Annotated in this window: 23 protein-coding genes and 3 tRNA genes; 14 read left to right on the top strand and 12 right to left on the bottom strand. The window is 64.4% G+C overall.

Annotated features, from left to right (window positions below):
* Together DM450_RS09690 and DM450_RS09685 are read left to right on the top strand one after the other, a co-directional pair.
* Positions 1 to 2,025 (top strand): acetyl/propionyl/methylcrotonyl-CoA carboxylase subunit alpha, encoded by a 2,025-nt coding sequence (locus tag DM450_RS09690; protein WP_142634358.1) that lies wholly within the window; start codon positions 1 to 3, stop codon positions 2,023 to 2,025.
* Positions 2,026 to 2,100: 75 nt separating this feature from the next.
* Positions 2,101 to 2,883, top strand: coding sequence for a thioesterase family protein (locus DM450_RS09685; RefSeq protein WP_142634356.1), 783 nt, complete (start codon positions 2,101 to 2,103; stop codon positions 2,881 to 2,883).
* A gap of 62 nt (positions 2,884 to 2,945) precedes the next feature.
* On the opposite strand, the gene DM450_RS09680 is transcribed toward DM450_RS09685, so the two are convergent.
* From DM450_RS09680 to DM450_RS09665, 4 genes are all read right to left on the bottom strand, one after another.
* Positions 2,946 to 4,343: a peptide MFS transporter gene (locus DM450_RS09680; protein WP_142634354.1), complete on the bottom strand. Its 1,398-nt coding sequence runs from the start codon at positions 4,341 to 4,343 to the stop codon at positions 2,946 to 2,948.
* Positions 4,344 to 4,457: 114 nt separating this feature from the next.
* Positions 4,458 to 4,643 carry a DUF3008 family protein gene (locus DM450_RS09675; RefSeq protein ID WP_142634352.1) on the bottom strand — a complete coding sequence of 62 codons (186 nt, stop codon included), beginning with the start codon at positions 4,641 to 4,643 and terminating at the stop codon, positions 4,458 to 4,460.
* Between the two features lie 83 nt (positions 4,644 to 4,726).
* Positions 4,727 to 5,842, bottom strand: coding sequence for a 3-dehydroquinate synthase (gene aroB / locus DM450_RS09670; RefSeq protein WP_142634350.1), 1,116 nt, complete (start codon positions 5,840 to 5,842; stop codon positions 4,727 to 4,729).
* Positions 5,833 to 6,408 carry a shikimate kinase gene (locus DM450_RS09665; protein ID WP_142634348.1) on the bottom strand — a complete coding sequence of 192 codons (576 nt, stop codon included), beginning with the start codon at positions 6,406 to 6,408 and terminating at the stop codon, positions 5,833 to 5,835. The genes aroB and DM450_RS09665 overlap by 10 nt, the downstream gene beginning before the upstream one ends.
* A 58-nt stretch (positions 6,409 to 6,466) precedes the next feature.
* Between DM450_RS09665 and DM450_RS25815 the strand changes: the two genes are divergently transcribed.
* The 4 genes from DM450_RS25815 (at position 6,467) to DM450_RS09650 (ending at position 11,029) form a co-directional block, all read left to right on the top strand.
* Complete coding sequence (locus DM450_RS25815) at positions 6,467 to 6,640, top strand: hypothetical protein (RefSeq protein WP_185928583.1); 174 nt, start codon at positions 6,467 to 6,469, stop codon at positions 6,638 to 6,640.
* Positions 6,637 to 8,520: a hypothetical protein gene (locus DM450_RS09660; protein WP_260609751.1), complete on the top strand. Its 1,884-nt coding sequence runs from the start codon at positions 6,637 to 6,639 to the stop codon at positions 8,518 to 8,520. Before DM450_RS25815 ends, DM450_RS09660 begins: the two co-directional genes overlap by 4 nt.
* A gap of 64 nt (positions 8,521 to 8,584) precedes the next feature.
* Positions 8,585 to 9,436 carry a tyrosine recombinase gene (locus DM450_RS09655; RefSeq protein WP_255535882.1) on the top strand — a complete coding sequence of 284 codons (852 nt, stop codon included), beginning with the start codon at positions 8,585 to 8,587 and terminating at the stop codon, positions 9,434 to 9,436.
* A 93-nt stretch (positions 9,437 to 9,529) separates the two neighbouring features.
* A complete protein-coding gene (locus tag DM450_RS09650) occupies positions 9,530 to 11,029 on the top strand; it encodes a M48 family metalloprotease (RefSeq protein WP_142634344.1) in 1,500 nt (499 codons plus the stop codon).
* 107 nt (positions 11,030 to 11,136) lie between these two features.
* Here DM450_RS09650 and DM450_RS09645 read toward each other — a convergent pair whose 3' ends face one another.
* Together DM450_RS09645 and DM450_RS09640 are read right to left on the bottom strand one after the other, a co-directional pair.
* Positions 11,137 to 11,310, bottom strand: a complete 174-nt coding sequence (locus DM450_RS09645; RefSeq protein WP_142634343.1) for a Flp family type IVb pilin — start codon at positions 11,308 to 11,310, stop codon at positions 11,137 to 11,139.
* A 127-nt stretch (positions 11,311 to 11,437) separates the two neighbouring features.
* Positions 11,438 to 11,626: a Flp family type IVb pilin gene (locus DM450_RS09640; RefSeq protein WP_142634341.1), complete on the bottom strand. Its 189-nt coding sequence runs from the start codon at positions 11,624 to 11,626 to the stop codon at positions 11,438 to 11,440.
* A gap of 105 nt (positions 11,627 to 11,731) precedes the next feature.
* Between DM450_RS09640 and DM450_RS09635 the strand changes: the two genes are divergently transcribed.
* From DM450_RS09635 to DM450_RS09620, 4 genes are all read left to right on the top strand, one after another.
* Entirely contained in the window at positions 11,732 to 12,148 is a 417-nt protein-coding gene (locus DM450_RS09635) for a (deoxy)nucleoside triphosphate pyrophosphohydrolase (protein ID WP_260609750.1), read from the top strand.
* Between the two features lie 44 nt (positions 12,149 to 12,192).
* Positions 12,193 to 12,269: transfer RNA gene (locus tag DM450_RS09630), tRNA-Arg, on the top strand.
* Between the two features lie 48 nt (positions 12,270 to 12,317).
* Positions 12,318 to 12,394: transfer RNA gene (locus DM450_RS09625), tRNA-Arg, on the top strand.
* Positions 12,395 to 12,446: 52 nt separating this feature from the next.
* Positions 12,447 to 12,523: transfer RNA gene (locus DM450_RS09620), tRNA-Arg, on the top strand.
* On the opposite strand, the gene DM450_RS09615 is transcribed toward DM450_RS09620, so the two are convergent.
* The 4 genes from DM450_RS09615 to DM450_RS09600 all read right to left on the bottom strand — a co-directional run bounded on the left by DM450_RS09615 (position 12,479) and on the right by DM450_RS09600 (position 15,328).
* Positions 12,479 to 14,176, bottom strand: a complete 1,698-nt coding sequence (locus tag DM450_RS09615) for a recombinase family protein (RefSeq protein WP_142637706.1) — start codon at positions 14,174 to 14,176, stop codon at positions 12,479 to 12,481. The two genes, DM450_RS09620 and DM450_RS09615, sit on opposite strands and share 45 nt — an antisense overlap.
* An 18-nt stretch (positions 14,177 to 14,194) precedes the next feature.
* Positions 14,195 to 14,443 carry a hypothetical protein gene (locus DM450_RS09610; RefSeq protein WP_142634339.1) on the bottom strand — a complete coding sequence of 83 codons (249 nt, stop codon included), beginning with the start codon at positions 14,441 to 14,443 and terminating at the stop codon, positions 14,195 to 14,197.
* Between the two features lie 67 nt (positions 14,444 to 14,510).
* Positions 14,511 to 14,999, bottom strand: a complete 489-nt coding sequence (locus tag DM450_RS09605; protein ID WP_221889473.1) for a type II toxin-antitoxin system YhaV family toxin — start codon at positions 14,997 to 14,999, stop codon at positions 14,511 to 14,513.
* Between the two features lie 2 nt (positions 15,000 to 15,001).
* A complete protein-coding gene (locus DM450_RS09600; RefSeq protein WP_142634336.1) occupies positions 15,002 to 15,328 on the bottom strand; it encodes a type II toxin-antitoxin system PrlF family antitoxin in 327 nt (108 codons plus the stop codon).
* 254 nt (positions 15,329 to 15,582) lie between these two features.
* Between DM450_RS09600 and qatA the strand changes: the two genes are divergently transcribed.
* The 4 genes from qatA to qatD are packed head-to-tail and all read left to right on the top strand — an operon-like array spanning position 15,583 to position 20,532.
* Positions 15,583 to 17,541, top strand: a complete 1,959-nt coding sequence (qatA, locus tag DM450_RS09595; protein ID WP_142634334.1) for a Qat anti-phage system ATPase QatA — start codon at positions 15,583 to 15,585, stop codon at positions 17,539 to 17,541.
* Positions 17,541 to 18,425, top strand: coding sequence for a Qat anti-phage system associated protein QatB (gene qatB / locus DM450_RS09590; RefSeq protein WP_142634332.1), 885 nt, complete (start codon positions 17,541 to 17,543; stop codon positions 18,423 to 18,425). The genes qatA and qatB overlap by 1 nt, the downstream gene beginning before the upstream one ends.
* Positions 18,422 to 19,771: a Qat anti-phage system QueC-like protein QatC gene (gene qatC, locus DM450_RS09585; protein WP_142634330.1), complete on the top strand. Its 1,350-nt coding sequence runs from the start codon at positions 18,422 to 18,424 to the stop codon at positions 19,769 to 19,771. Before qatB ends, qatC begins: the two co-directional genes overlap by 4 nt.
* An 8-nt stretch (positions 19,772 to 19,779) precedes the next feature.
* Positions 19,780 to 20,532 (top strand): Qat anti-phage system TatD family nuclease QatD, encoded by a 753-nt coding sequence (qatD, locus tag DM450_RS09580; protein WP_142634328.1) that lies wholly within the window; start codon positions 19,780 to 19,782, stop codon positions 20,530 to 20,532.
* Between the two features lie 52 nt (positions 20,533 to 20,584).
* Here qatD and DM450_RS09575 read toward each other — a convergent pair whose 3' ends face one another.
* Positions 20,585 to 21,130 carry a hypothetical protein gene (locus DM450_RS09575; RefSeq protein WP_142634326.1) on the bottom strand — a complete coding sequence of 182 codons (546 nt, stop codon included), beginning with the start codon at positions 21,128 to 21,130 and terminating at the stop codon, positions 20,585 to 20,587.
* A gap of 344 nt (positions 21,131 to 21,474) precedes the next feature.
* Positions 21,475 to 23,778 carry a nitric-oxide reductase large subunit gene (locus DM450_RS09570; RefSeq protein WP_142634324.1) on the bottom strand — a complete coding sequence of 768 codons (2,304 nt, stop codon included), beginning with the start codon at positions 23,776 to 23,778 and terminating at the stop codon, positions 21,475 to 21,477.
* Between the last annotated feature and the right edge of the window lie 8 nt (positions 23,779 to 23,786).

Raw genomic sequence — 23,786 nt, 5'->3', positions numbered from 1 at the left:
ATGTTCAAGAAAATCCTCATCGCAAACCGGGGCGAGATTGCCTGCCGTGTGATCAAGACCGCGCGCCGCATGGGCATCCAGACGGTGGCCGTCTATTCGGACGCCGATGCCCGCGCGCCGTTCGTGCAGATGGCCGATGAGGCCGTCCACATCGGCCCCGCGCCCGCCGCGCAGTCGTACCTGATTGCCGACAAGATCATCCAGGCCTGCAAGCAGACCGGCGCCGAGGCCGTCCATCCGGGCTACGGCTTCCTGTCCGAACGTACCTCCTTCGCAGAGGCTCTGGCCGCAGAGGGTATCGAGTTCATCGGCCCCCCCGTCGGCGCGATTGCCGCGATGGGTGACAAGATCGAGTCCAAGAAGCTTGCCAAGCAGGCCGGCGTCAACGTCGTCCCCGGCTTCGTAGGCGAGATCGAGGATACCGAGCACGCGGTGCGCATCTCGAACGAGATCGGCTATCCGGTGATGATGAAGGCCAGCGCGGGCGGCGGCGGCAAGGGCATGCGCCTTGCCTATAGCGAGCAGGACGTGCGCGAGGGCTTCGAGAGCGTGAAGCGCGAAGGCCTGAACTCCTTCGGCGACGACCGCGTCTTCATCGAGAAGTTCATCCTCAACCCGCGCCACATCGAGATCCAGATCCTCGGCGACAAGCACGGCAACATCCTCTACCTGAATGAGCGCGAATGCTCGATCCAGCGCCGCCACCAGAAGGTGGTCGAGGAAGCGCCGTCGCCCTTCGTCACCGAAAAGATGCGCAAGGCCATGGGCGAGCAGTGCGTCGCCCTGTCGCGTGCCGTTGGCTACTACTCGGCGGGTACGGTGGAACTGATCGTCTCGGGCGCCGACCCGACGGGCGAGAGCTTCTATTTCCTGGAAATGAACACCCGCCTTCAGGTCGAGCACCCGGTTACCGAGGCGATCACCGGCGTTGACCTCGTCGAGCAGATGATCCGCGTCGCCGCCGGCGAGAAGCTGGAGATGACGCAGGACGACGTGAAGATCGACGGCTGGGCCATCGAAAACCGCGTCTATGCCGAAGATCCCTATCGCGGCTTCCTGCCCTCGACCGGCCGTCTTGTGCGCTACAACCCGCCGGTTGACGGCTGGACCGACGACGGTTCGGAGAACGGCCGTCGCGGTGTGGACGGCATTCGTGTCGATGACGGCGTCTACGAAGGCGGCGAAGTCTCGATGTTCTACGACCCCATGATCGCCAAGCTGATCACCTGGGGCGAGACCCGCGACGAGGCGGCCGACAAGCAGGTTGCCGCGCTCGACCTGTTCGAGATCGAGGGCCTTGGCCATAACATCGATTTCGTCTCGGCCATCATGCAGCACCCGCGCTTCCGCTCGGGCGAACTGACCACCGGCTTCATTGCCGAGGAATATCCCGAAGGCTTCACCGGCGCGCCGGCGCCCGAAGAATTGAAGGGCAAGCTGGCCGCCGTTGCCGCCTTCGTCGCCACCGCGCGGGCCGACCGTGCGCGCCGCGTCGATGGCCAGCTGGCACCGCGCCGCCTGATGCCGCCGTCGGAATGGACCGTTACCATCGACAAGGCGCCGTACGAAGTCGTCATCGACGATGAGGACGTCACCGTGAACGGCGTTTCGGTCGAACTGGCGATGGAATACACGCCGGGCGATCGCCTGATCGAAGCGGAGATCGACGGCGAGCTCATCGGCATCCGCGTTGCGCCCACGCGCACGGGCCTGAAGATGACCACGCGCGGCTGCATCCACGATGTGCTGATCCTGCCGAGCCGCGTGGCGCCGCTCAACAAGCACATGATCGAAAAGATCCCGCCGGATCTTTCGAAGTTCCTGATCTGCCCGATGCCGGGCCTGCTCGTCGCGCTCCATGTGGGCGAGGGCGACAAGGTCGAGGCGGGTCAGCCGCTTGCCGTCGTCGAGGCCATGAAGATGGAGAACATCCTGCGCGCCGAGAAGTCGGGCGTGGTGAAGGCGGTCAATGCCAAGGCGGGCGAAAGCCTTGCCGTGGATGCCGTGATCCTCGAAATGGAATGATGCCTTGCGGCTCTCCGATCCGTCGGAGAGCCGCATTCCCAGCACTTCAAGCCCAACGCTTCAAGGTATATTCTGATGACGGGTTTTGCCGCGCGTCTTGCCGCAGCGGAAGAGATCGACGGTGGTTTCGCCTTCGACATTACCGAGGAGTGGCTTCAAGGGCGCACCGCTTACGGCGGGCTGACGTCGGCGCTGTCGCTGGCGGCAGCGCAGCGGGTCGATGCCGAATTGCCGCCGCTGCGCTCCGGCCAGTTCGCGATGATCGCGCCGCTGGCGGGCCGCGTGGAGGCGCGGGCGCGGATCGTGCGCAAGGGGCGCAATGCCACCTGGGTTTCAGCGGAACTGTCGAACGAGAAGGGCGTCGGTTTCAGCGCCAGCTTCGTGTTCATGCGCCAGATCGAAAGCGCGGCGGATATTGCCGGTTATCTTATGCCGGAAGGCGTGAACCCGGCCCAACACGCGAAGCCGGTGCCGATGGACCATGCGCCCGCTTTCCTGCGCGAGAATTTCGATGCGCGCTTTGCCTTGCCGAAATCGGCGCTGGGGGAAGCGGACCTGTGCTGGTGGGTGCGCCTCAAGGAGCGTGACGGGCTCGATCCGGCGCTGGAAGCCGTACTGATCGGCGATGCGCTGCCGACGGCGGTTCTGCCGCTACTGAATTTCCGTGTGCCGATCAGTTCGATGCACTGGCACGTCAACCTGCTGGAGCCTACGCCTGCGACCGAGGACGGCTGGTGGCTGCTGCGCTCGACCAGCGAATTCGCCCGAGACGGCGGGGCGAGCGAGCATATCCTGCAGTGGAATGCGGCGGGCAGGCCGGTGATTGCGGGGATGCAGTCGGTCGCGGTGTTCGGCTGAGAAGTCCTGACGCTTGAAGCAATAACGGCGCCCTTGCCTGAGCAGGGGCGCCGTTATTGCAATCAGGCGGGGCCGGGCTCGCCCGCCAGCGTCTTGCCCAGCACGATCTTGAACGCGGCGAAGGCGATCAGGCCGAATGCGGCAGCGCCCACGTGGGTCAGCCAGAAGGACACGGTGTCCATCGTCGAATACCAGCCGCCGACCACGCCGACGATCTTGTTCGCGCCGAAGAAGGCCAGATAGTAGATGCCCACCACCGTCGCATTGAGCGAACGCGGCGCGATCTTGGTGAAGAGGGCGAGGCTCACCGGCATGATGTGGGCAAAGCCGATCGAGTTGAACAGGTGGAACATCACCGGCCAGAACAGGCCGATCTTGCCGCCGCCTGCGGTGGCTGCCGCGATCACCAGGCACATGCCGCCGCAGATCGAGAAGACCGAACCGATGATCATCTTGCCCAGTTCATCGGGTTCGCGGCCGGTGCGGGCGGAATACCATTTCCAGAACGCCGCCACGCCGACCAGCATCGAGAAGCTGAGGGTAGCGTCCACGGTGATCATCCAGCTTGTGGGCAGGGTGTCGCCGAAGAAAGTCAGCTGGAACTTGTCGTCCGCCCAGACGAGGTAGGCGTTGAAGATCTCCTGATTGGTCATCATCGCGATGGCCAGCACCGGTACCAGCACGGCCAGCGCACCAAGGCGCGGCCAGTCGGACTTGGTGAGGCGGGTGCGGGGTGCCTTGGTGCCGTCTTTTGCCGCGCGATTGTCGGCGGGAAGCCAGGGCTGCGCTTTCAGATAAGCAAGCAGGCTGATGACCATGACGACCCCGGCGGAGCCGAAGCCGTAATGCCAGCCCACTTTCTCACCCAGCGTGCCGGAGATCAGCGGGGCCGCGATTACCGAGACGTTGATGGCGATGTAGAAGATCTGGAAGGCCATCGCGCGGCGCAGGTCATTGGGCTTGTAGAGTTCGCCCACCTGGCTGGCGATATTGCCCTTGAACAGGCCGACGCCGACAACGAGCGAGATCAGCGCGAAGAGGAACAGGCCCTCGAACGCCATCAGGAAGTGGCCGATCGACATGATGACGGCGCCGGCGATCAGCGTCGCCTTGCGGCCCAGCCAGCGGTCGGCGATGACGCCGCCGAGAATGGGTGTCAGGTAGACGAGCGAGGTGTAGTCGCCGAAGATCGCGGAGGCGAGCGGCTGACCGTCGAGCCCGGCATAGTGCCAGCCGCGCAGCCATGACAGGCCCAGCACTTTCCCGACGTTTTCGGGCAGGAGCAGGTACTTGACCATGTAGAGCACGAGCAGCGTCTGCATGGCATAGTACGAAAAGCGCTCGCAGCCTTCCACGAAGGAGAGATAGCCAAGGCCCTTGGGGTGGCCGAGGAAGGCGCGATCGTCTCGCGAGGCTTCTTCGGGGAAGTCGAGCTCGGGGGTGGCTTCGGCAACGGTCATGGCGATCCCGGAAATATTGTTATATTTGAAGGATGGTTATGTTCTTGTTGTGCGCCTATAATGGCGCGTCCGGGAAATGTCACGCCAATGACGTCATGCCGTCAGCGGAGTGCCTCAATGCGGGACGTGCTCCGGCTTGCCCTTATGGCTGGTGGAGGCAAGGTCCTCCAATTGCTTTTCCGTCATGCTCTCCACCATCTCGCGCGAGGCGCCTTTGAGGGCGCTCTTCTTCGTTTCCCCGCGTTTGGCGGAGAGCGCCGCGCCTGCGGCTTTCTGCTGGGCTCTGGACTTTGCGGGCATGGCTTTTGCTCCCTTGCGGTGATGCAAGGGATGACACGAGGCGCGTGATGAAAGTTCCCGCAAGCCGCCGAAGCGGCCCAGTTTTACGCCGGGCTGCGGGCCAGTTCCTCATCGAGGAAGACGGCGACATCGTCCAGCGAGACCTCGCGGTCGAGGTAGGTCTGGCCGATGCCTTTCATCAGCAGGAAGGGCAGGGTGCCGGCATCCATCTTCTTGTCGTGGAGCATGTGTTCCACCAGCGCGCGGCCATCGCATTCGAGGCCGAGCGCGGAGAGGCTGGCGGGCAGGCCGATCTCGCCGATGTGGCGGGCGACGTGCTCGGCGCTCGCCTGCGGCATCAGGCCCTTGCGGGCGGAGTAGCGCGCGGCCAGCACCATGCCCAGCGCCACGCCTTCGCCGTGGAGCAGGCGGGCGGAGAAGCCGGTTTCGGCCTCCAGCGCATGGCCGAACGTATGGCCGAGGTTGAGCAGCGCGCGCTTGCCGGTGGTCTCGAACTCGTCCTCGGCCACGATGCGCGCCTTGCTCGCCACCGAATGGGCGACGGCATATTCGCGCAGGGCCGCATCGCCGTCGATCATGGCGGCGGCATTGGCATCGCACCAGGCGAAGAAGTCGGCATCGTCGATCAGGCCGTACTTCACCACTTCGGCATAGCCCGCCAGGAGGTCGCGGCGGGGCAGGGTGTCGAGCGCGGAAAGGTCGGCCAGCACCAGCGAGGGCTGGTGGAAGGCGCCGACGAGGTTCTTGCCGGCGGGCGTGTTGATCGCGGTCTTGCCGCCGACGCTCGAATCGACCTGCGCGAGCAGGGTCGTCGGCACCTGGATGAACTTGCAGCCGCGCTTCAGCACCGAGGCGCAGAAACCGGTGAGATCGCCGATCACGCCGCCGCCAAGGGCGATCACGCTGTCGCCCCGCTCGACGCCGAGTTCGAGCAGCCAGTTCACCGTCGCGGCCAGTTCGTCCCACGACTTGGTCGCCTCGCCCGCCGGCAGGATGCGCCAGTGCGGTTCGTGCCCGTTGTCGCGCAGCGACCGTTCGACCACTTCGCCCCATGCCGCATGGACATGGGTGTCGGTCACGATCGGCACGCCCCGCTTGCGCAGCAGGCCGCGGCAATTGGGAACGAGTTCGGCCAGCAGCCCGGCGCCGACGCGCACTTCATAGGGGCGCCCGGCGATGTCGACGCAAATCACAGCCATTGCGAGAGTCCTTGAAGTACCTTGTTGATGGTCTGCACATGCGGCCCGGGGGAGGACAGCACGTGGATGGGGGCCTGCTGGTAGTGCGGGCGGCGTTCGTCCCGCAGGCGGCCGAGGATCTCGCGCGGGTCGCCGCCCTGCAGCAGCGGGCGGTTGTCCTTGCGTGCGGTGCGGTCAACCAGTGTCTCGACTTCGCTGTCGAGCCACACGGTGATGGCGTTGCCGAGGATCAGGTCGCGCGTCTCGGCATTGCAGAAGGCGCCGCCGCCGGTCGCGATCACCGAGCGCTGGGCGCCGGCGGCCAGCAGCCGCGAGATCACGCGGCGCTCGCCGTCGCGGAAATAGGATTCGCCGTAAGTGGCGAAGATTTCCGGGATGGTCATCTGCGCGGAGCGCTCGATCTCGTCGTCGGCGTCGACGAATGGCACGTCGAGCAGGGCGGCGAGGCGTTTGCCCACGCTCGATTTCCCGACGCCCATCATGCCGACCAGCACGATGGGGCGATCGATCCGCCGGGCAAGCGCGGCAATTTCCTGTGTCGAAAACCGGGTCTGTTGAACGTCCATTGCTCCATCGCCTATAGTTGCGCTAGGTCGCAGCGCAAGCATCGGTGAAGGAAGACGAGTGACGATACCAAGGCGCAGGCGGAAGCTTCCGGGCGTAACCGTGGCTGCGGTCCTCGCGATTGTGGTGGTCGTGGGCAGCTGGGCATGGGTCAACGGCGGTCACCGGGAGGTTCGCGACATCGTGGAGACGGTGAAAGTGCCGGACCAGACGAGCGAGAAGGCGCCGCAATGAAGGTCCGTATCCGCACCTGGCATGTGATGGTCGGCACGGCGCTGGCGCTTACTTCGGTTTGGGCCGTGGCGCAGTCGGGCCCCGAATCGCTTCTTCCCAAGGGGTTCGACGAGCCGGCACCGCCGCCGCCCGCCGCGGCGCCTGCGGCAAGTGCGCCGGCCGCTTCCGCCTCCCGTCCCAATCCCGCTTCGGTCTCCACCCCGGTCGTCCAGCCGGTGCCGAAGGCCGCGCCGATGGTGCTGGACGGCGCGCTGGCGGTTCCCGCGCTCACCGGCCCCGGCGGGCTGACGCGCGTGCCGACCCTCGAGGAACTGGAGCGCATGTCGCCCGAGGACTTCGAGGATTTGCTGGGCAACAAGATCGATCTCGACATGCCGCCGCAGGCGCGCCGCTCGATGGAGCGGGTTGGCCTGATCGATGATACCGAGGGCGGCCTGTCGGCGGATTCGCTGGGCTCGCAACATGCCTCGGTGGTCGAGGCCGCGCTGGCCGCGAACCGGGGGCAGCTGGTTTCGCGCTGGGGGCACATTCTCCTGCGCCGTGCGCTGATCTCGCGATTGGCGCCGCCTGCGGGCATGAGCGCGCAGCGTTTCCTGGCGCTGCGCGTGGCGCTCCTGCTGCGCATGGGCGAAAGCGATGCGGCGCGTGCGGTGCTGCAGGATATCGACATCGCCAATTACACGCCGGAACTCGGCAATGCGGCGTTCGACACGTATCAGAATACCGCCGATTTCACCGGCCTGTGCCCGGTCTTCTCGTCGCTCGGCTCGCTGCGCGACGATCCCCAGTGGAACGCCGCCAAGGCGATCTGCGAGGCGTTTCGCGGTAGCGGCACTTCGGCGATGGCCAAACTCGACAAGGCGCGCGTGCGTGGTTCGATGGACCGCATCGACGTGCTGCTGGCGCAGAAGTACGCCGGTGCCGCCGGTCGTTCACGCAAGGCCGTCACCATCGAGTGGGACGGCGTGACGACGGTGACACCGTGGCGCTTCGGCCTTGCCAATGCGGTGGGCCTCACCCCGCCGGACAGCGCGATGAGCGGCGCGGCGCCGATCTATGATGACATGACCGCACTGGCGCCGATGGTCGGCCTTGCCCGCCGCGCCGCCGCGGCCGATTACGCGGGCGGCACCGGCGTGCTCTCGAATGCGGCGATGGTCGATCTCTACAGCCAGCTCTATTCGGATCCCGAAGTGCAGGGCGAGTGGCAGCAGCGCGCGGAAACCCTGCGCAATGCCTATGTGCTCGACGATCCGGCGGCCCGCTTCGCGGCGATGCAGAGCCTGTGGAACGGGGCAAGCGGCGCCAATGCCGTCTATGCCCGCCAGGTCCTCACCGCCGCCGCCGCCGCGCGCATCGCGCCCAGCAAGGATCTGGAGGGCGACGCTCCGGCACTGCTGACCTCGATGCTGGCAGCGGGCTTCGATGCCAATGCGCTCGCCTGGTCGCCGGTCGTCGCCTCGGGCAGCCAGGGCTGGGCGCTGCTGGTGCTGGCGGCCCCCGGACGGATAAAGACGGTGGGATCGAGCGCGGTTTCGACATTTGTCGATGGAGATGACAGCCAGGACAAGCGCCGCAGTGCGTTTCTGGTGGCAGGCCTGGCGGCGCTCGGCCGTATCGACGACGGCGATGCGCGCAGCTTTTCCGGGCAGCTGGGCCTCGGCCTCGACAGCAGTTCGCGTTTTCTCACCGCGCTCGACCGGGCGGCGGGCAATGGGGATGCGGCCAGTGTCGCGCTGCTGGCCGGGCTCGGCATGCAGGGCAGCGACTGGCACCGGATGACGCCGCGCTATCTCTACCATATCGTTTCGGCACTGCGCAGCGTGGGGCTCGACGCCGAAGCGCGGATGATCGCGGCCGAGGCGGTCGCGCGGGCCTGACGGCGTGCGAGGGCGCGGTTCGTCAACCGGCCGTTCGTCAACTGGTAGCGCGCCCGAACGGTTCCTGACGATGCTGGCTGCCGAACGCGGTGCGGCGGCCAATACCCTGGCCGCCTATCGCCGCGATCTCGAAGCGGCGATGGACGAACTGGGGGATCTCGTCGGCGCCAGCGGCGCGGCACTGGCCGGGCTGGGCGCGGCGTGGAGCGATGTCGCCCCGGCAACGCTGGCGCGGCGCTGTTCGGCCTTGCGGCAATTCTACGGTTTCCTTGTCGACGAAGGGCTGCGCGAGGACGATCCTTCGCCCTCGCTCCCGCGTCCGGTCACCCGCCGGCCCTTGCCGCGCCTGCTGTCGCGCGAGGAGGTCACGCGGTTCCTGGCGCGGGCGGAGGAGGAGGCCGAGGGCGACCGCCCGGAAGCGGTGCGCTTGCTTGCGCTGCTGGAACTGCTTTACGGCTCGGGCCTCAGGGCCAGCGAACTGGTGTCGCTGCCGGTGGCGGCGGTGCCGCGTGATGCGCCGTTCCTGCATGTCACCGGCAAGGGCGGCCAGCAGCGCATGGTGCCGGTCAGTTCGCGTGCCCGCGCGGTGCTGTCGCGCTGGCTGGCCTTGCGGCCGGACGGCTCGCGTCATCTGTTTCCCTCGCGCGGGGAGAGCGGTCATCTTACGCGGGTGCGGCTGTTCCAGCTCTTGCGCGATCTGGCCGTGCGCGCCGATCTCGACCCGCAGCGGGTGTCTCCGCATGTGCTGCGCCATGCCTTTGCCACCCACCTGCTCGAAGGCGGGGCCGACTTGCGGGTGCTGCAGACCCTGCTCGGCCATGCGGACATCGCGACCACGCAGATCTACACCCATGTCGATAGCGCCAGGCTGGTGGCGCTGGTCAACGCGCGGCACCCACTCGCCCGATCGGCCTGACGACGCTTGCGGATTTGCGGAACAGGGGGCTTGCCCCGTGCGTTATCGCGCGGAAGAAGAAGCCGAACTTGGCGGATCGGTAAAGGACAAGCGATGAAGAAGGTGCGTGGGGGCTATCGGCGTGCGGCCGTGACCGGAGGGAGCGCGGCGGCGCTGGTCCTGGCGCTGGCGCCGGCCAGCGTGAGTGAGGCGACGGCGGCGGCCGCCGTTCCGGCGGCAAGCGCGATCAGCCAGTCGGACAAGGCGCAAGGCGCCAAGGCCCATCCCGATCTGCTGGCCGAATTCGGCGGGGCCGTCTCCGGTCCGCAGGCGGCTTATGTCGAGCAGGTCGGCAAGACCATCGCGGTGCAGTCCGGCCTGTCGAACGCGCGCGGGGACTTTACCGTCACCTTGCTCAATTCCTCGGTGAACAACGCCTTTGCGATACCCGGCGGGTACATCTACGTGACGCGGCAGTTGACCGCGCTGATGAACAACGAGGCGGAACTGGCCGGTGTGCTGGGGCACGAAGTGGGCCACGTCGCTGCGCGTCATTCGGCCAAGCGCCAGAAAGCGGCGAATCGCAACCAGATCATCGGCGTGCTTGGCTCGCTGCTTTCCGGCGTCCTGCTGGGCGATTCGGCACTGGGCCAGCTTGGCCAGCGGATTGCCTCGCAAGGCTCGCAGATGCTGACGCTGCAGTATTCGCGCACGCAGGAACTCGAGGCCGACCGGCTTGGCATCACCTACCTGAAGCGCGCGGGTTACGATCCGCGCGCGATGGCGAGCGTGCTGGAGAGCCTGGCGCGGCAGAATGCCCTTGAGGCGCAGCTTCAGGGAACCTCGAACCGCGTGCCGGAATGGGCCTCGACGCACCCGGATCCCGCCTCGCGCGTGCGCGATGCGCAGAGTTTGGCGGGCAAGGCGGCGTCGGGCGCGACGAATCGCGACGTTTTCCTCTCGCGAATCGACGGGCTGGTCTACGGGGATGACCCGCATCAGGGCGTGATCGAGGGCAGCCGGTTCACCCATGCCGACTTGCGCTTCACGTTCCAGGCGCCGGACGGGTTCTATCTGGTCAACGGCACGAAGGCGGTGTCGATCAGCGGTGCATCGGGCAAGGCGCAGTTTTCCGGCGGAAAGCTGGGAACCGGCCTCGATTCGTACATCGATGGCGTGTTTGCCGGGCTGACCGACAAGGGGCAGGCGCGAATCAGGCCCGAGAGCGTGGAGCGGGCGACCGTGAACGGCCTTTCCGCCGCTTATGGCGTTGCCCGGGTGCAGACTTCCAGCGGCGCGAACGAGGTCGCGGTCTTCGCCTATGACCTTGGCGGCGGCAATGCCTACCACTTCGTCACCATTACCCGTTCGGGAGGCGCCGCGGTGTTCAATCCGATGTTCAGGAGCTTCCGCCGGATCTCGGCCGCCGAAGCCGGGCAAGTGCGCCCGCGTATGCTACGCGTCGTGGTTGTAAAGACTGGCGACACTTCGCAGTCGCTCGCCCGGCGTATGGCCTATGGCGATGCACAGCTCGATCGCTTCCTGGTGCTGAACGGCCTCCAGGCGGCGGACAAGCTGGTGCCGGGGCAGAAGGTGAAGATCGTTACATACTGAAAAACCCGCGGTTTCCCGCGGGTTTTGCCAGGGCCTCAGGGGCCGGAAACGGAAAGGGGCGGCAGGTGGATACCTGCCGCCCCCAAACCGTTTAGCTCGAAAGCCTATCAGGCGTTCGTCGTGCCGATAGCCGACGAGGTCTTCGAGAAGGTCGAGGTGAGCTGCGAGCCCATGCCCTGCATGGCGGCAATGGCGGCGACGGCGATCAGAGCGGCGATGAGGCCGTATTCGATTGCGGTGGCGCCTTCTTCATTGCGACGCAGCTTGGCGAGAAACTTCATGGTATGTCTCCTGAAAAATAGCAGTCTTCTGTACCCGGTCCTTCCCGCCTGGCGTCTCGCTTCAGCGCTTCGGACAATCTTGGTTCTAGGGGGGAAGTGTTGAAAATTGCTTAAGTTGGAGTTTGCTTCAACTTGCGGAAATTGCGGCGTCCGATTTGGAGTAGATGCTGTTCCACATCGCCACGGTCTCGTCGGCGGCGCCGCTGATGGCGACCACGACGACCAGCACGATCATTGCCAGGATGAGACCGTATTCCACGGTGGTGGCCGCGGTCTGTTCCTTGAAGACTTGAAGGCTGATCGATCGGATGCTCATGCGTAAACCCACAGTTCTCCAGAACACTCCGGGGAGTGCCATGGGGGCGTTAACGAGTTCCTAAGAAGGGCGTCGAAGCTGGAAAGTTCCTTTACACCGCTCCTGGTGGTCGCCGTTGCGCTGGTGCGCGCGGACGGCTCCGTATTGATGCAGCAGCGACCGTTTGCGAATACGCATGGCGGCCTATGGGAATTCCCCGGGGGCAAGGTTGATCCGGGAGAAAGCCCCGAGCATGCCGCCGTCCGGGAGCTCCAGGAGGAACTGGGGCTGACGCTGGATGCGGATTTGCTGGAGGCGGTCGGTTTCGCGAGCGGATGGACCGGAGCGGAGGGCGAGGCGAAGCGCCGCTCGCTTGTCATTCTTCTTTACGCGTGCCGCCAATGGCAGGGCGAGCCGCATCCGCATGAGGCCGAGGCCATCGACTGGCTTGCCCCCGGGGCGATCGAAACCCTTGCAATGCCGCCTCTGGATTACCCGCTGGCGAGGGCCTTGTGCAAATTCCTGGAAGAAAGTTCGATATAGGCGTTGACGGGGGGCGGATCCCTTTCTATTGGCGCCACTCCAACGCGCCCGTAGCTCAGCTGGATAGAGCATCAGACTACGAATCTGAGGGTCGGACGTTCGAATCGTTCCGGGCGCGCCACTTTCCTCTCGGGGAAAATGTGGCCTTGGTTGGAAAGAAAATTGGCACGCGCCCGTAGCTCAGCTGGATAGAGCATCAGACTACGAATCTGAGGGTCGGACGTTCGAATCGTTCCGGGCGCGCCATTTTTCCTTCGAAAGGTCCCAGGCCTTTCGAGCCTTACATAGGGCATCGTGCGCGCCCGTAGCTCAGCTGGATAGAGCATCAGACTACGAATCTGAGGGTCGGACGTTCGAATCGTTCCGGGCGCGCCATTTCGGTTCAAAGGCACGAACGCCTAGCACCGCCGCCTCTACGCCAGAGGCGGCGGTTAGCGTTCGGAGCAATTCGCTCCGCAGTCCACGGATACGAACCTCTTTCCGGCTCACGACTTCCACGCGCTGCGCGACCGCCCGCACCTGATCGCGGGCAAACGTCCCGTCTCCATTGCGTAGCTTCTTGCGAAGGGCGGCCGCGAACGCACGCAGGCTCTCGGGCGTGATCGCCGGGCCGATCTTCACGATATGCGCCAAGGCGCGCTCGGAATCGCCCTTGGCTTGGTCCCGCGTCGCGGTCAGCTCGGCAATGCGATCTTTCAGCGAAGGGTCGCTCACGTCGATCACCCCGTTCTCAATCGCGTCATAGAGGCGCTTGAGCTTGGCTTCCGCCTCGGTCGCCCGCCGCTCAAGATCGGCGACATGCTCGCGGCGCTGGTTGACCCACTCGTCGCGGCGTTCGAGGATCTGATCCATCAGAGCTTCGAGCCGTGCCGGGTCGAGCAGCCGCGCTTCGAGATGATCGACCACGGCCTCATTGAGCCGGTCCATAGGCACGGTGATGCCGGGACAGCCGGTCGCACCCTGCCGCGCCTTCGTCGAGCAGGTGTAATAGCGATATTCCCGCCCGACGCTGCTGGTGCCCGTGCGCAGCGTCATCGCGCCGCCGCAGCACGCGCAGAAGCAGATGCCGGTAAGCAGCGTAGGGCCGCCCACCGCCATCGGCGGCATCATCTTCGGGCTGCGAGCCTTGAGCGAACGCTGGACGGCCTCGAACTCCGCTTCCGAGACAATCGCCGGCACTTCCATGACGGCGTGCTCGCTCTCCGGCTTCGGCGTCTTCGTCTTGTGATCGCGGGTGTTGAAGCGGTGCTGCCCGATATAGGTCGTGCGGGTGAGCACTTGATGGACCGCGCCCAATCCCCAGCGCCCGCCGTCGCGAGTGCGGATATTGTTCTCATTGAGCCAGGTGGCGATCGACTTGAGGCCCATCGCCCCCCGGTTATCGACGCCGTTGAGCGCCATGCGGTAGATGCGTCGCACCGTCTCGGCCTGGATCGGGTCGATCTCCAGCTTCTTCTTGATCTTCGCGCCGCGCTCCCCGGCCGCCACCACGCGGTAGCCGATCGGCGCGCGGGCGCCATTCCAGAAGCCTTGCCGGGCATTCTCCTTCATCGCCCGAAGCGTATGCTTCCCATTCTCTTTCGACTGATATTCGTCGAACAGCGTCATGATCTGACGCATCATGATGCTCATCGGATCGTCACCCAGGTCTTGCGTGATCGAGACGAGCTTCACCCCGTTCTTCGCCAGCTTGCGGACGTAGAACTCGAACTGGAACTGGTCGCGGAAGAACCGCGAGAAGCTATGAACGACGATGACGGTGAACGTCGGGGGCTTTGTCATCGCCGCGTCGATCATGGCTTGAAAGGCAGGTCGGCGATCGTCGGTCGCGGTGTTGCCCGGCTCGACGAACTCGGCCGCGACCTCCCAGCCGCGCGACAGGCAATAGCCTTCGATCTGGCGGCGCTGGTCGGGAATCGACAGGTCGCTCTCGGCCTGCCGGCCGGTCGAGACCCGTAGGTAGAGCGCAGCACGGGCGGTCGCCACGACCGGCGGGGTTTCCTCGACGCGAAGGGCGGCGTCGGTCATGGCATGATCCTCCTTATCTCACGGCACGGGTCCGAACAGGTCGTCCAACTCCTTGCGCAAATGGCCTTCGATGCTGCGCAACTCGGCGTCGCCGATGGGAACCCGCTCGGGCCAGTCGTCCGTGACGACGATCGCGCCGCTATCCTTGATGACGCGCGCGCGGGGCGCGGCTCGCTGCGGCGGCGCGCGCATATAGTCGTGCAGGTCTTCGAGACCTTCCGACCAGCCGCGGGGCGCGCGGCGACGACGTTTGCGAGGCAGGGCCATGCCGCAACGCTGCCGCGCGGCCACGCAGGGCGCAATTGGTTCGACCGGGCGTAGCGCAGATAGGGGCTCATGGCGGGTCTGGCGAAGCTGCCCCCAAACGCTCCCTCGCTTCCGACTCGCTCGCGGCCGCCAGCAGCACCGCCCAATCGTCGGGCGGGTTGCCCTTGTCGAGCATCTTGCGGAACACCGCATACGCGTCTGACTTCGATCCATAGGTGCGCAGCGTGGTCTCGTCGTTCACCCAGGCGAACACGATGACCTTCGCGCTGGTGCTGTAGCGGAAGAATAGCCGGAACCGGCCGCCGCCAAACTTCGCCCGGAACCAGTGTTTGCGATCGTCGCCCAACGTGCCCCCCTGCCGATATTCCGGGCGCGTGGGGTCTTGGGGAATGGTCTCGAATACGAGCTGGCGCAGCGCTTCCAGCAATTTCGCATTGGCCGATTTGCGCCAGCCGCGCGGGTCTTTCTCCCGCAGACGCGCGACGGCCGCCCCCAACTTCTCGAATTGATCGAGAAACAGAGGGTGGGCAATGAGTTGCCACCCATTGACGACCATCATCAGAGATCGACATCGCCGTCGATCGGCGCATCGAGATCGACCTTAACGCCCTCGGTTAGCGCCGCAATGCGTTCGGCGAGCGCGGGGGAAAGCGCAGTCAGCGCCTCGGGCCGGCGTTTGATATCCTCGGCCAGAAACGTCAGAAAGCTGTCGATCGCCGGATCGTCATGCTCGGCATCGGCGCGATGCACCGACACGCCATGCTCATCGACGCGGAAAGCGATCTTGCCGCCGTAATCGACGCCGAGCGCCTGGCGGACGGACTTCGGAATCGTCGTCTGGCCCTTGGCGGTGATGGTGCTGATTTCTTCGAGCAATGCGGGCATGGCTCATCTCCTCTGCCCGCTGCATGTAAGGAAAATACATTACATTGTCAAGGTGGAGCCTTCCACCGGCATCACATCCTCCCGAAAGTCCCTCCAGGTGAATCAGGACCGATAGAAGAAGAAACTGCTTGGTTGCGTCTCGTTGGACTGGCCCAAGGCCAGAACATATGGCGAAACCTATCTTCTTCCGGCAGTGTTGCGTGCGGGGCTTCACTATTACAACCGCTGCGAGTCGCGGGGAGGACGGGGGCGGGATGATTCTCACTGACAATGAGACAAAAGTCGATCTCCTCAACAATGAGGCGATCGCCAAGACCATCATCGAGCTGCTGCGCGAAAAGCCCGAGCGCGCCGTGACGATCGGCGTTCACGGCGACTGGGGTGCGGGCAAATCCAGCATCTTGGAGATGATCGAAAACGGCCTCAGTTCGGATGAGGACGTGCTCTGCATCAAATTCAACGGATGGCGCTTTCAAGGATTCGAAGACGCCAAAATCGCGCTGATCGAGGGCATCGTCACCGGGCTTATCGAAAAACGCCCGTTGCTCACCCAAGCCGGCGTAGCCGTGAAAGACATCTTCCGGCGGATCGATTGGCTAAAGATCGCGCGGCACGGGGGCGGGCTCGCTTTCACCGCATTCACCGGCATTCCCACAGCCGATCAGATCGGCGCGGTGGTCGGCACCTTGAAGGGTATCTTCTCCGATCCCTCGAAACTCGCCACGCAGGAGAATTACGACAAAGCGATCGACGGTGTGCAAGGTCTGCTGAAGCCGGGAGAGTCGAAAAATGTGCCGGAAGAGATCGAGGCGTTCCGGAAAGCTTTTGACGATCTGCTCAAGCAGGCGGGCATCAAGCAACTGATCGTCCTCATCGACGATCTCGACCGCTGCCTGCCGGACACGGCGATCGAAACGCTCGAAGCCGTCCGGCTGTTCGTCTTCACCGCCCGCACCGCGTTCATCGTCGCGGCCGACGAGGCGATGATCGAATATTCGGTGCGCAAACATTTCCCCGAGCTGCCGGACACGACCGGACCCCGCGACTATGCGCGCAACTATCTCGAAAAGCTGATCCAGATTCCGTTCCGGATTCCGGCCTTGGGCGAGACCGAAACCCGCATCTACGTCACCCTGTTGCTCATCGGCGCCGAGCTGGGCGAGGACGATCCCGCTTACTCCGCGCTCATCACCGTCGCGCGAGAATTGCTCAAACGGCCCTGGAAGACGGCCGGGCTCGACGCGCAGACGGTCAAGACCGCCTTGGGCGACAAAGCCGGCCAGGTCCAGAACGCGCTCACCTTGAGCGACCAGATCGGTCCGATCCTGGCCAGCGGCACTCAGGGCAATCCGCGGCAGATCAAGCGCTTCCTGAACACCCTGCTGCTGCGCCATCAGACCGCGCTCGCTCGCGGCTTCGGAGAAGAGGTGAAGCTGCCCGTTCTGGCGAAGCTCATGCTGGCCGAACGGTTCCTCTCCAGATTGTTCGACCAGATCGCAAGCGCCGCTGCCCGTGATCCGGACGGCCGCTGCGTAGATTTGGCGGCGCTTGAAGCCGCTGCGCCCGAGGAGAAGCCAGCCCCCAAGGCGAAGCGGGCCGGGCCTAAGATCAGTTCCACCGATGACGCCAAGCCGACCGCCGTGCCGGACTCCAAGGACAGCGCCATCCTGACGGAATGGAAGGCGGCCGACGCGATACGGGCCTGGGCGCGGCTGTCACCGGCCTTGGCCGAAGTCGATCTGCGCCCCTATCTGTTCGTGACCAAGGATCGGAAGGACTACTTCGGCGCGGCCTCCGTCCTCGGGCGTCTCGCCGCTGTGGTCGAGAAGCTGCTCGGCCCGAAACTTGCCGTCCAGGCGTTCGAAGGCGAACTCAAGCAGCTCGTTCCGGCCGAGGCCGCGCAGGTCTTCGAGGAGCTGCGAGGGCGCGTAATGGGTGGCGACGCCTTCGATACGGCTCCGCCCGGCATTGACGGGCTCGCGGTGCTGGTTCGCGCCCATCCGACATTGCAAGCCAATCTTCTCGACTTGCTCGAAGCCGTGCCAGCCGATCGGTGCGGGCCGTGGCCCGCGTCAGGTTGGGAGGGAATCATCAAGGACTCTGACGCCGTGGCGCGCTTCGAGAAGCTACTCCAGGGATGGTCCACGTCTCAATCTTCCTTCCTGAAGACGACGGCCAGCGCCGCGCTTCGCACTCGAAAAGGCGGGCGCTGATGGGAACGTCGAACGCTTATGGGGGCGCAGGTGGTGGCACGCCGTTGATCCCGAGTTGGTTGCAGGGCGACGGTGACGGCGGGGCCGGTGCGGGCGCGGGTGATGGCGACGGGGCACAGCCGCCGTCACCTGATGGATCGCCTCCAGCCGTTCCTCCAGCACCAGCGCCGCGGCCGACCGCGCCGGCAGGAGCATCGGATCGGTTCACATCGGCCCGAAACAATTTCACTCGCTTCGCAAGTTCGGGCGGAAGCGACCGCAAGAGCCTCGGCCGCGCGGTCTCGCAATATGTGTCCAAATCGGCGGGCGGCTCACGCCAGGCCGCGCAGCGCATGGGCTCATCACGGGGCGCGGGCGCTGGACTGGTCAGGTTCCTCAACGACGCCAGCGCGAATGGCGTTCGCGAAGCGCTGCGAACGCTCAACCTCGAAAGCCTCGCCGGGCGTCCGATCGAGGAAGTGTTCGCGGGACTCGCCGATTACATCTGCCCCGAAGGCGGGTCGATAGACGAGGGCATCGCGCGGGACGCCTTCGTCGAGACCATCGCCGATCTCGCCGGTGCGGGCATTACCGACATCGACGCGCTGACACCGGGCCAGATCCAGACCGTCTTCGAACTATACGCGACGCACGCGATCGAGGCGCGCATCTGCAACGACATCGGCACCAAGGTCGTGACTTTGCCCGCCGACCCACGCGCGGCCGAGAGGGTTCAGGCGCAACTGCGTGATTTCATCCAGCGTGGTGTCAGCGACGCGATCAACGCCGCGGGCGTCAATATTCAGTCGCTGACCCCCGATGCAGTGATGGGCTTCGTAACCAGCGTCTATCAATCCGCCTTCGACGTGTTGCAGACGATGGGCGATGGGGAGGCAGCGAAATGAGGCGCCATGTCATCATCGGCCGTTTCGGGCCGGACGATAAGACCCGCGTCCCCAAGGCGCGCGACGAGGTTGCATCGACCTTGCAGTTGGTGGCGGGCAAGCGTCTCGATCATGGGATCGGCCATGCCTTGGCCGACCTCAAAGCTTTGCATCTGACACCGAGCGAGATCGGCGCGGACATACTGGTGGTCGCGGCCCATGTTCATGCCGCAGACACACGCATCTCCCGCTCGACCGAATCGCAGGACGCCTGGACGCGCGAGATTCGGCTGGTCATCCCGGTGAGCGATCCGGTGCGATGGACGGCCGCGGCGCCCATCCTGGTCCGCGCCCTGAACTTTCTGACAGGCGACAGATGGGATGTGGGTTTCCGCAAACGGGCCAAGGGCTATGCGAAGCTGGTTCCCGTCGCGGCACCCACCCTTATTCCCGCCCCGTTCGATGGCGTGAGTCTGTTCTCCGGTGGCTTGGACAGCCTGATCGGCGCGATCGACAGCTTGAATGCCGGCGAGACGCCGCTTCTGGTCAGCCATGCTGGCGAAGGACTGGTGAGCAAGTCGCAGGAGCAGTGCTTCGACGGTTTGAAAGCCGCTTATAAAGCATCTGCCTTCGATCGGCTGCGGGTGTGGATGAGCTTCGATAGCGGGTTTGTCGAGGATGTCGGATCGGAGGACACCACACGCGGTCGATCCTTCCTGTTCTTCTCGCTGGGTGTCGCCGCCGGCACGGCGCTCGACCGCGCCTTCGTGCTCAAGGTTCCCGAGAACGGTCTGATCGCGCTCAACGTGCCGCTCGATCGGCTCCGGCTCGGTGCGCTCAGCACCCGGACGACGCATCCTTTCTACATGGCCCGGTGGAACGAATTGCTTGGCGCGCTTGGTGTCGGAGGGAAGGTCGAGAATCCCTATTGGGACAAGACCAAGGGAGAAATGGTCGCCGAGTGCGCCAATCCGACCCTGTTGAAGCAGCTCGCCCCGCTGTCGCTATCATGTTCGTCACCGACGAAGGGGCGCTGGACCAAGAAGCCGCAGGGGCACTGCGGATACTGCCTGCCGTGTCTCATTCGGCGAGCCTCTCTGCGAGGCAAGGATTCGACAGTTTACGGCGTACCCGACCTGAAGGCTGCCACGTTGGACACCAGGCAGGCCGAAGGTCAGCAGGTCCGATCCTTCCAGATCGCGGTCGCGAGGCTATCGAAGCGCCCGGAACTCGCCAAGGCCCTCATCCACAAGCCGGGGCCGCTCTATGATGATCCCTCCCGCCACGATGATCTGGCCGATGTCTATCGCCGCGGATTGGAGGAGGTTGGACGCTTGCTGACTGGCGTTCGCGCCGCACCGTCGTAAGAGGCCCCATGCGATCGGGTCTCGTCGATTTTCATTGCCACCTCGATCTCTACCCCGACCACGCGGCCGCGGTGGAGCGCTGCGAGCGCGATGGCGTGTTCACTCTCACCGTGACTACCACCCCCAAGGCTTGGCCGCGAAACCACGAACTGGCGTCCGCCACGCATCATGTTCGGGCGGCTCTCGGCCTGCATCCTCAACTGGTCGCCGAACGCGCTCATGAGATCGGGCTATGGGAGGAATTGCTGCCGCGCACCCGCTATGTCGGCGAGGTCGGGCTGGACGCCGGCCCGCGGTTCTACAGGTCGTTCGAGATGCAGAAGGAGATTTTCGCTCGCGTGCTGACGCTGTGTGCGGCGGCGGGGAACAAGATCGTCACGACGCATAGCGTCCGCGCGACCAAGGCCGTCCTCGATATGATTGAGCAATACATGCCGCCCCCGCGCGGGCGCGTGGTGCTTCATTGGTTCACGGGCACCGCAGCAGAGGCCAAGAGAGCAGTCGATCTCGGCTGCTATTTTTCGTTGAACGCGGAGATGCTCGCGAATGAGAAGCGCGCGGCGATTACCAAGGCGCTCCCGTTGGATCGCGTTCTGACGGAGACAGATGGGCCATTCACTCAGACCGACGCCCGTCCGACCACGCCGAGCGATGTCTGGATCGCTGTCGAAGGTATGGCGCGTCTGCACGGAATGCCGCCCGCTGATATGTCCGCCACGATAATGCGGAATCTCAAAAGCCTGCTTGTAGAACAAGCATAGACGCCACCCGTAAGATCGAAGCTCTATCGCCGCTGGCTGGGCAGAGGTCGTCTCAGATTTCGCTGCCCTGCTCGCGCCGCAATTCTCGAATGCGCTCGATAACGGGTGAGCTGAGCGTGGGGCGATTGATGTCGCGGAACAGCCGATTGACCTTGATGGCCCCAGAGTCCTCAAGGATCATCCGGCGAGTTTCTCTCCAATCCCGTTGGAATTGCGCGAGACGCGCTTGACGTTCGCTTTCGGGCAGGTCGCGCAGGTCTTCCACACCCATGAAAAGCGCGGTGCAATGGGCGCCCAGTTCCTCGTCTATATAGAGGACGCTGCGCGTTGTATGTTCCGCGATCGGCATGATGGCTGCGGAGATCAGCTCGTGCCGCTCGGCCGCCGACAGGTTCGCATTGTCGATCACTTCGTTCGCGATCCGGTGGCTGTCAAATAGGATACTTATAAGCGAGTCGTAGGCTTCGAGGCGCTTGGCGAAGATCGCCGCTGCGAATTGTTCTGCTCTTTGCCGTCGTCTCAATAACTCCCCCAATATGATGCCCAGAGGGACACCCACGAGACCGATCAGGGCTCCGGTTAATTGTGACCAGTCCATAGACTTTCCCCCAAGCTAATAGCCCTCCCGGACGCAATCCGATTCCGCCCGCTGTATTCTAATCCACCTCGCTTTAGTGTGCGGATGGTGTCTTTTTGCTGCTATCATTTTCCGGTTTGAGGGGGAAAGCTTTCCCCTGCTGGCGAGCCCCAGGCGGGTCTCGCCAGACCCCTTCAAGCGGGGACACCCCCAGGCTGTGCTAAAACCCACGGAGCGGGCAAGCCTGTCCGGCGATCCTGAAGCCGTTTCACGGGCAAATGGCGTTGGCCGAGAGCGACCAACGCCCGAAATTAGCCGGCCGTCTGTTGAAAACCGGGGTACAGCCGGGAAGCGGAGTGGCGAATCTAAGGCGCCGGCTTTGGAATGGCCACCGTTTCTGGAGTCGGCTTCCTGCCGTGCATGAACGCCTGAACCATGAACCATGCGAACGCGAAGACGCCGAATGCGAACACGACATCGCCGGGCACCCTTGCCCAGACCAGCGCCTGCATGATCGGGCTATGGATGAACTCCGCTGAGCGCGCATAGGCATAGCCGTGCTCGATGCTGGCATAAGTTTGCAGGATGCCCTGCGGGAGCAGCGACAGGAAGGTCATCATTCCAAGGCCGATATTGAGCGACCAGAAGGAGATCCTGATCCATTTCTGGTTCCATCGCGTGACGTCGGTCAATCCACGCATGCAATAGAGCGTGAGCCCCAGGCCGAGCATGCCATAGACGCCGAACAGCGCGGCGTGGCCATGGTTCGCCGTCGTGTTCAACCCCTGCATGTAATAGAGCGCGATCGGTGGGTTGATGAGGAAGCCGAACAGGCCGGCGCCGACCAGATTCCAGAACAGGACGGCGGCGAAAAACATGAACGGCCAGTGGTAAATCCGTTCCCACTCGGCTTCATGCTCGACCTTGTGCCGCGTATAGGCTTCGAAGCCGACCACCAGCAGCGGCACCACTTCCAACGCCGAAATCATCGCGCCGACCGCGATCACCGACGTCGGCGTCCCGCTGAAATACAGGTGATGGAAGGTCCCGAGCACCCCGCCGAACAGGAAGATGATCGTCGCGAACAACACCATCACGGTGGCGGTAGAGGTTCGCAGGATGCCCATCTGGACGAACAGCAGCGAGATGATGGCCGTGGCGAAGACTTCGAAAATGCCCTCGACCCACAAATGCACCACCCACCAGCGCCAATATTCCATGATGGCGATGTTCGTATGCTGACCCCACATCAGCCCCGCGCCGTAGAGCAGCCCGATGGCGAGCGCTGACACCAGCACGAGATAGATGAGGGACTTTCCGCCCTCCCGTCGCAGCACGGGCCAGAGCGCGCGCACCACCAGCGCCACCCAGAGGAACAGGCCAATCAGGAGGTAGATCTGCCAGAAGCGGCCGAGATCGACATATTCATAGCCCTGATGCCCGAACCAGAAATTCGCCGTCAGACTGGTGAAGAAGCGGTGGACGGCCGCCCATTGCCCGGCAAAGGAGCCGATGACGATGACCAGCAGGCTGACGAACAGGAAATTGACGCCGAGCCGCTGGAACTTGGGGTCGCGTCCCCCGAGCATCGGCGCGACATAGAGCCCGGTCGCCAGCCATGCCGTGGCGATCCACAGCACCGCGAGTTGCGTGTGCCATGTGCGGGTGATCGTGTAGGGAAGATATTCTGCAAAAGGCAGGCCATAGAGCCCTTGTCCCTCGACCGCATAATGAGCGGTGACAATGCCCAGCAGCACCTGCCCCACGAACAACGCGCAGACGACCCAGAAATATTTCGCGGTAGCCCGCATCGACGGTGTGATTACGGCCTGTCCCAGAAGATCAGAGGTCGCCATGCCGCCCTCGGGCAGGATGTCGCCGCGCCAGACGTCGAACTGCTTGGCGTAATAGGCGATGAGTGCGCCTGCCGCTGCAAGCAGCAGGATGACCGAAGCAAGGCTCCACAACAGAGTGCCGGTGGTTGGGCTATTGCCCACCAGGGGTTCGTGCGGCCAGTTGCTGGTATAAGTGATGTTCTGGCCCGGACGATCGGTGGTCGCCCCCCAGGCCGTCCAGAAATAGAAGGCGGTAAGCTGCCGGGCTTCCGCGGCCGACAGCTCGCCATAGACCGGGAAGGCATAGTCGCGGCGGAGCTTTAGCGAGGCAGGATCGCCGCCATCGTACAGGCTTACGAAATGCTGCTGCACCTGCCGAATTGCGCGCGCGCGGGTGTCGCTGACCGTGATGGCGCCGGACGCGGGGTCATAGCTGTTCCTGCGCATTTCCTCTTGCAGCGCGGCCTTTCGCATCGCTTCCGCCTGCGTGGGGGACACGCCCGCGGGGAGCGGAGTGGCCGATAGGGCGAGCAGTGCCTCCGCCTCGCGGTGCAGCCAGTCGGCGCTCCAGTCGGGCGCCAGATAGCTGCCATGGCCCCAGATCGAGCCCTGCTCCATGCCGCCGATCGACTGCCAGATATTCTGGCCGGTCTCGATGTCCGCGCGCGTGAACAATGTCTCGCCGCTTTGGGACTTCACTGCTTCGGGAATGGGCGGCGCCTGCTGGTAGATCTGCTGCCCGAGCAACAGTAGGATCCCGAACATGACCACCATGCCGACCGACAGGATGATCCACAGCCTTTTGATGCTGAATGTCGTTTGATAGCTCTTCATGCCCCAAA

It is taken from the genome of Sphingomonas sp. IC081, assembly GCF_006874585.1.
Classification (GTDB): Bacteria; Pseudomonadota; Alphaproteobacteria; order Sphingomonadales; family Sphingomonadaceae; genus Novosphingobium.
This window is presented reverse-complemented; position numbering and strand designations above follow the sequence as displayed.

Coding starts and splice junctions, on each gene's coding strand:
- DM450_RS09690 (WP_142634358.1), top strand. CDS start 1: ATGTTCAAGAAAATCCTCATCGCAAACCGGGGCGAGATTGCCTGCCGT.
- DM450_RS09685 (WP_142634356.1), top strand. CDS start 2,101: ATGACGGGTTTTGCCGCGCGTCTTGCCGCAGCGGAAGAGATCGACGGT.
- DM450_RS09680 (WP_142634354.1), bottom strand. CDS start 4,343: ATGACCGTTGCCGAAGCCACCCCCGAGCTCGACTTCCCCGAAGAAGCC.
- DM450_RS09675 (WP_142634352.1), bottom strand. CDS start 4,643: ATGCCCGCAAAGTCCAGAGCCCAGCAGAAAGCCGCAGGCGCGGCGCTC.
- aroB (WP_142634350.1), bottom strand. CDS start 5,842: ATGGCTGTGATTTGCGTCGACATCGCCGGGCGCCCCTATGAAGTGCGC.
- DM450_RS09665 (WP_142634348.1), bottom strand. CDS start 6,408: ATGGACGTTCAACAGACCCGGTTTTCGACACAGGAAATTGCCGCGCTT.
- DM450_RS09660 (WP_260609751.1), top strand. CDS start 6,637: ATGAAGGTCCGTATCCGCACCTGGCATGTGATGGTCGGCACGGCGCTG.
- DM450_RS09650 (WP_142634344.1), top strand. CDS start 9,530: ATGAAGAAGGTGCGTGGGGGCTATCGGCGTGCGGCCGTGACCGGAGGG.
- DM450_RS09645 (WP_142634343.1), bottom strand. CDS start 11,310: ATGAAGTTTCTCGCCAAGCTGCGTCGCAATGAAGAAGGCGCCACCGCA.
- DM450_RS09640 (WP_142634341.1), bottom strand. CDS start 11,626: ATGAGCATCCGATCGATCAGCCTTCAAGTCTTCAAGGAACAGACCGCG.
- DM450_RS09615 (WP_142637706.1), bottom strand. CDS start 14,176: ATGACCGACGCCGCCCTTCGCGTCGAGGAAACCCCGCCGGTCGTGGCG.
- DM450_RS09610 (WP_142634339.1), bottom strand. CDS start 14,443: ATGGCCCTGCCTCGCAAACGTCGTCGCCGCGCGCCCCGCGGCTGGTCG.
- DM450_RS09605 (WP_221889473.1), bottom strand. CDS start 14,999: ATGGTCGTCAATGGGTGGCAACTCATTGCCCACCCTCTGTTTCTCGAT.
- DM450_RS09600 (WP_142634336.1), bottom strand. CDS start 15,328: ATGCCCGCATTGCTCGAAGAAATCAGCACCATCACCGCCAAGGGCCAG.
- qatA (WP_142634334.1), top strand. CDS start 15,583: ATGATTCTCACTGACAATGAGACAAAAGTCGATCTCCTCAACAATGAG.
- qatB (WP_142634332.1), top strand. CDS start 17,541: ATGGGAACGTCGAACGCTTATGGGGGCGCAGGTGGTGGCACGCCGTTG.
- qatC (WP_142634330.1), top strand. CDS start 18,422: ATGAGGCGCCATGTCATCATCGGCCGTTTCGGGCCGGACGATAAGACC.
- qatD (WP_142634328.1), top strand. CDS start 19,780: ATGCGATCGGGTCTCGTCGATTTTCATTGCCACCTCGATCTCTACCCC.
- DM450_RS09575 (WP_142634326.1), bottom strand. CDS start 21,130: ATGGACTGGTCACAATTAACCGGAGCCCTGATCGGTCTCGTGGGTGTC.
- DM450_RS09570 (WP_142634324.1), bottom strand. CDS start 23,778: ATGAAGAGCTATCAAACGACATTCAGCATCAAAAGGCTGTGGATCATC.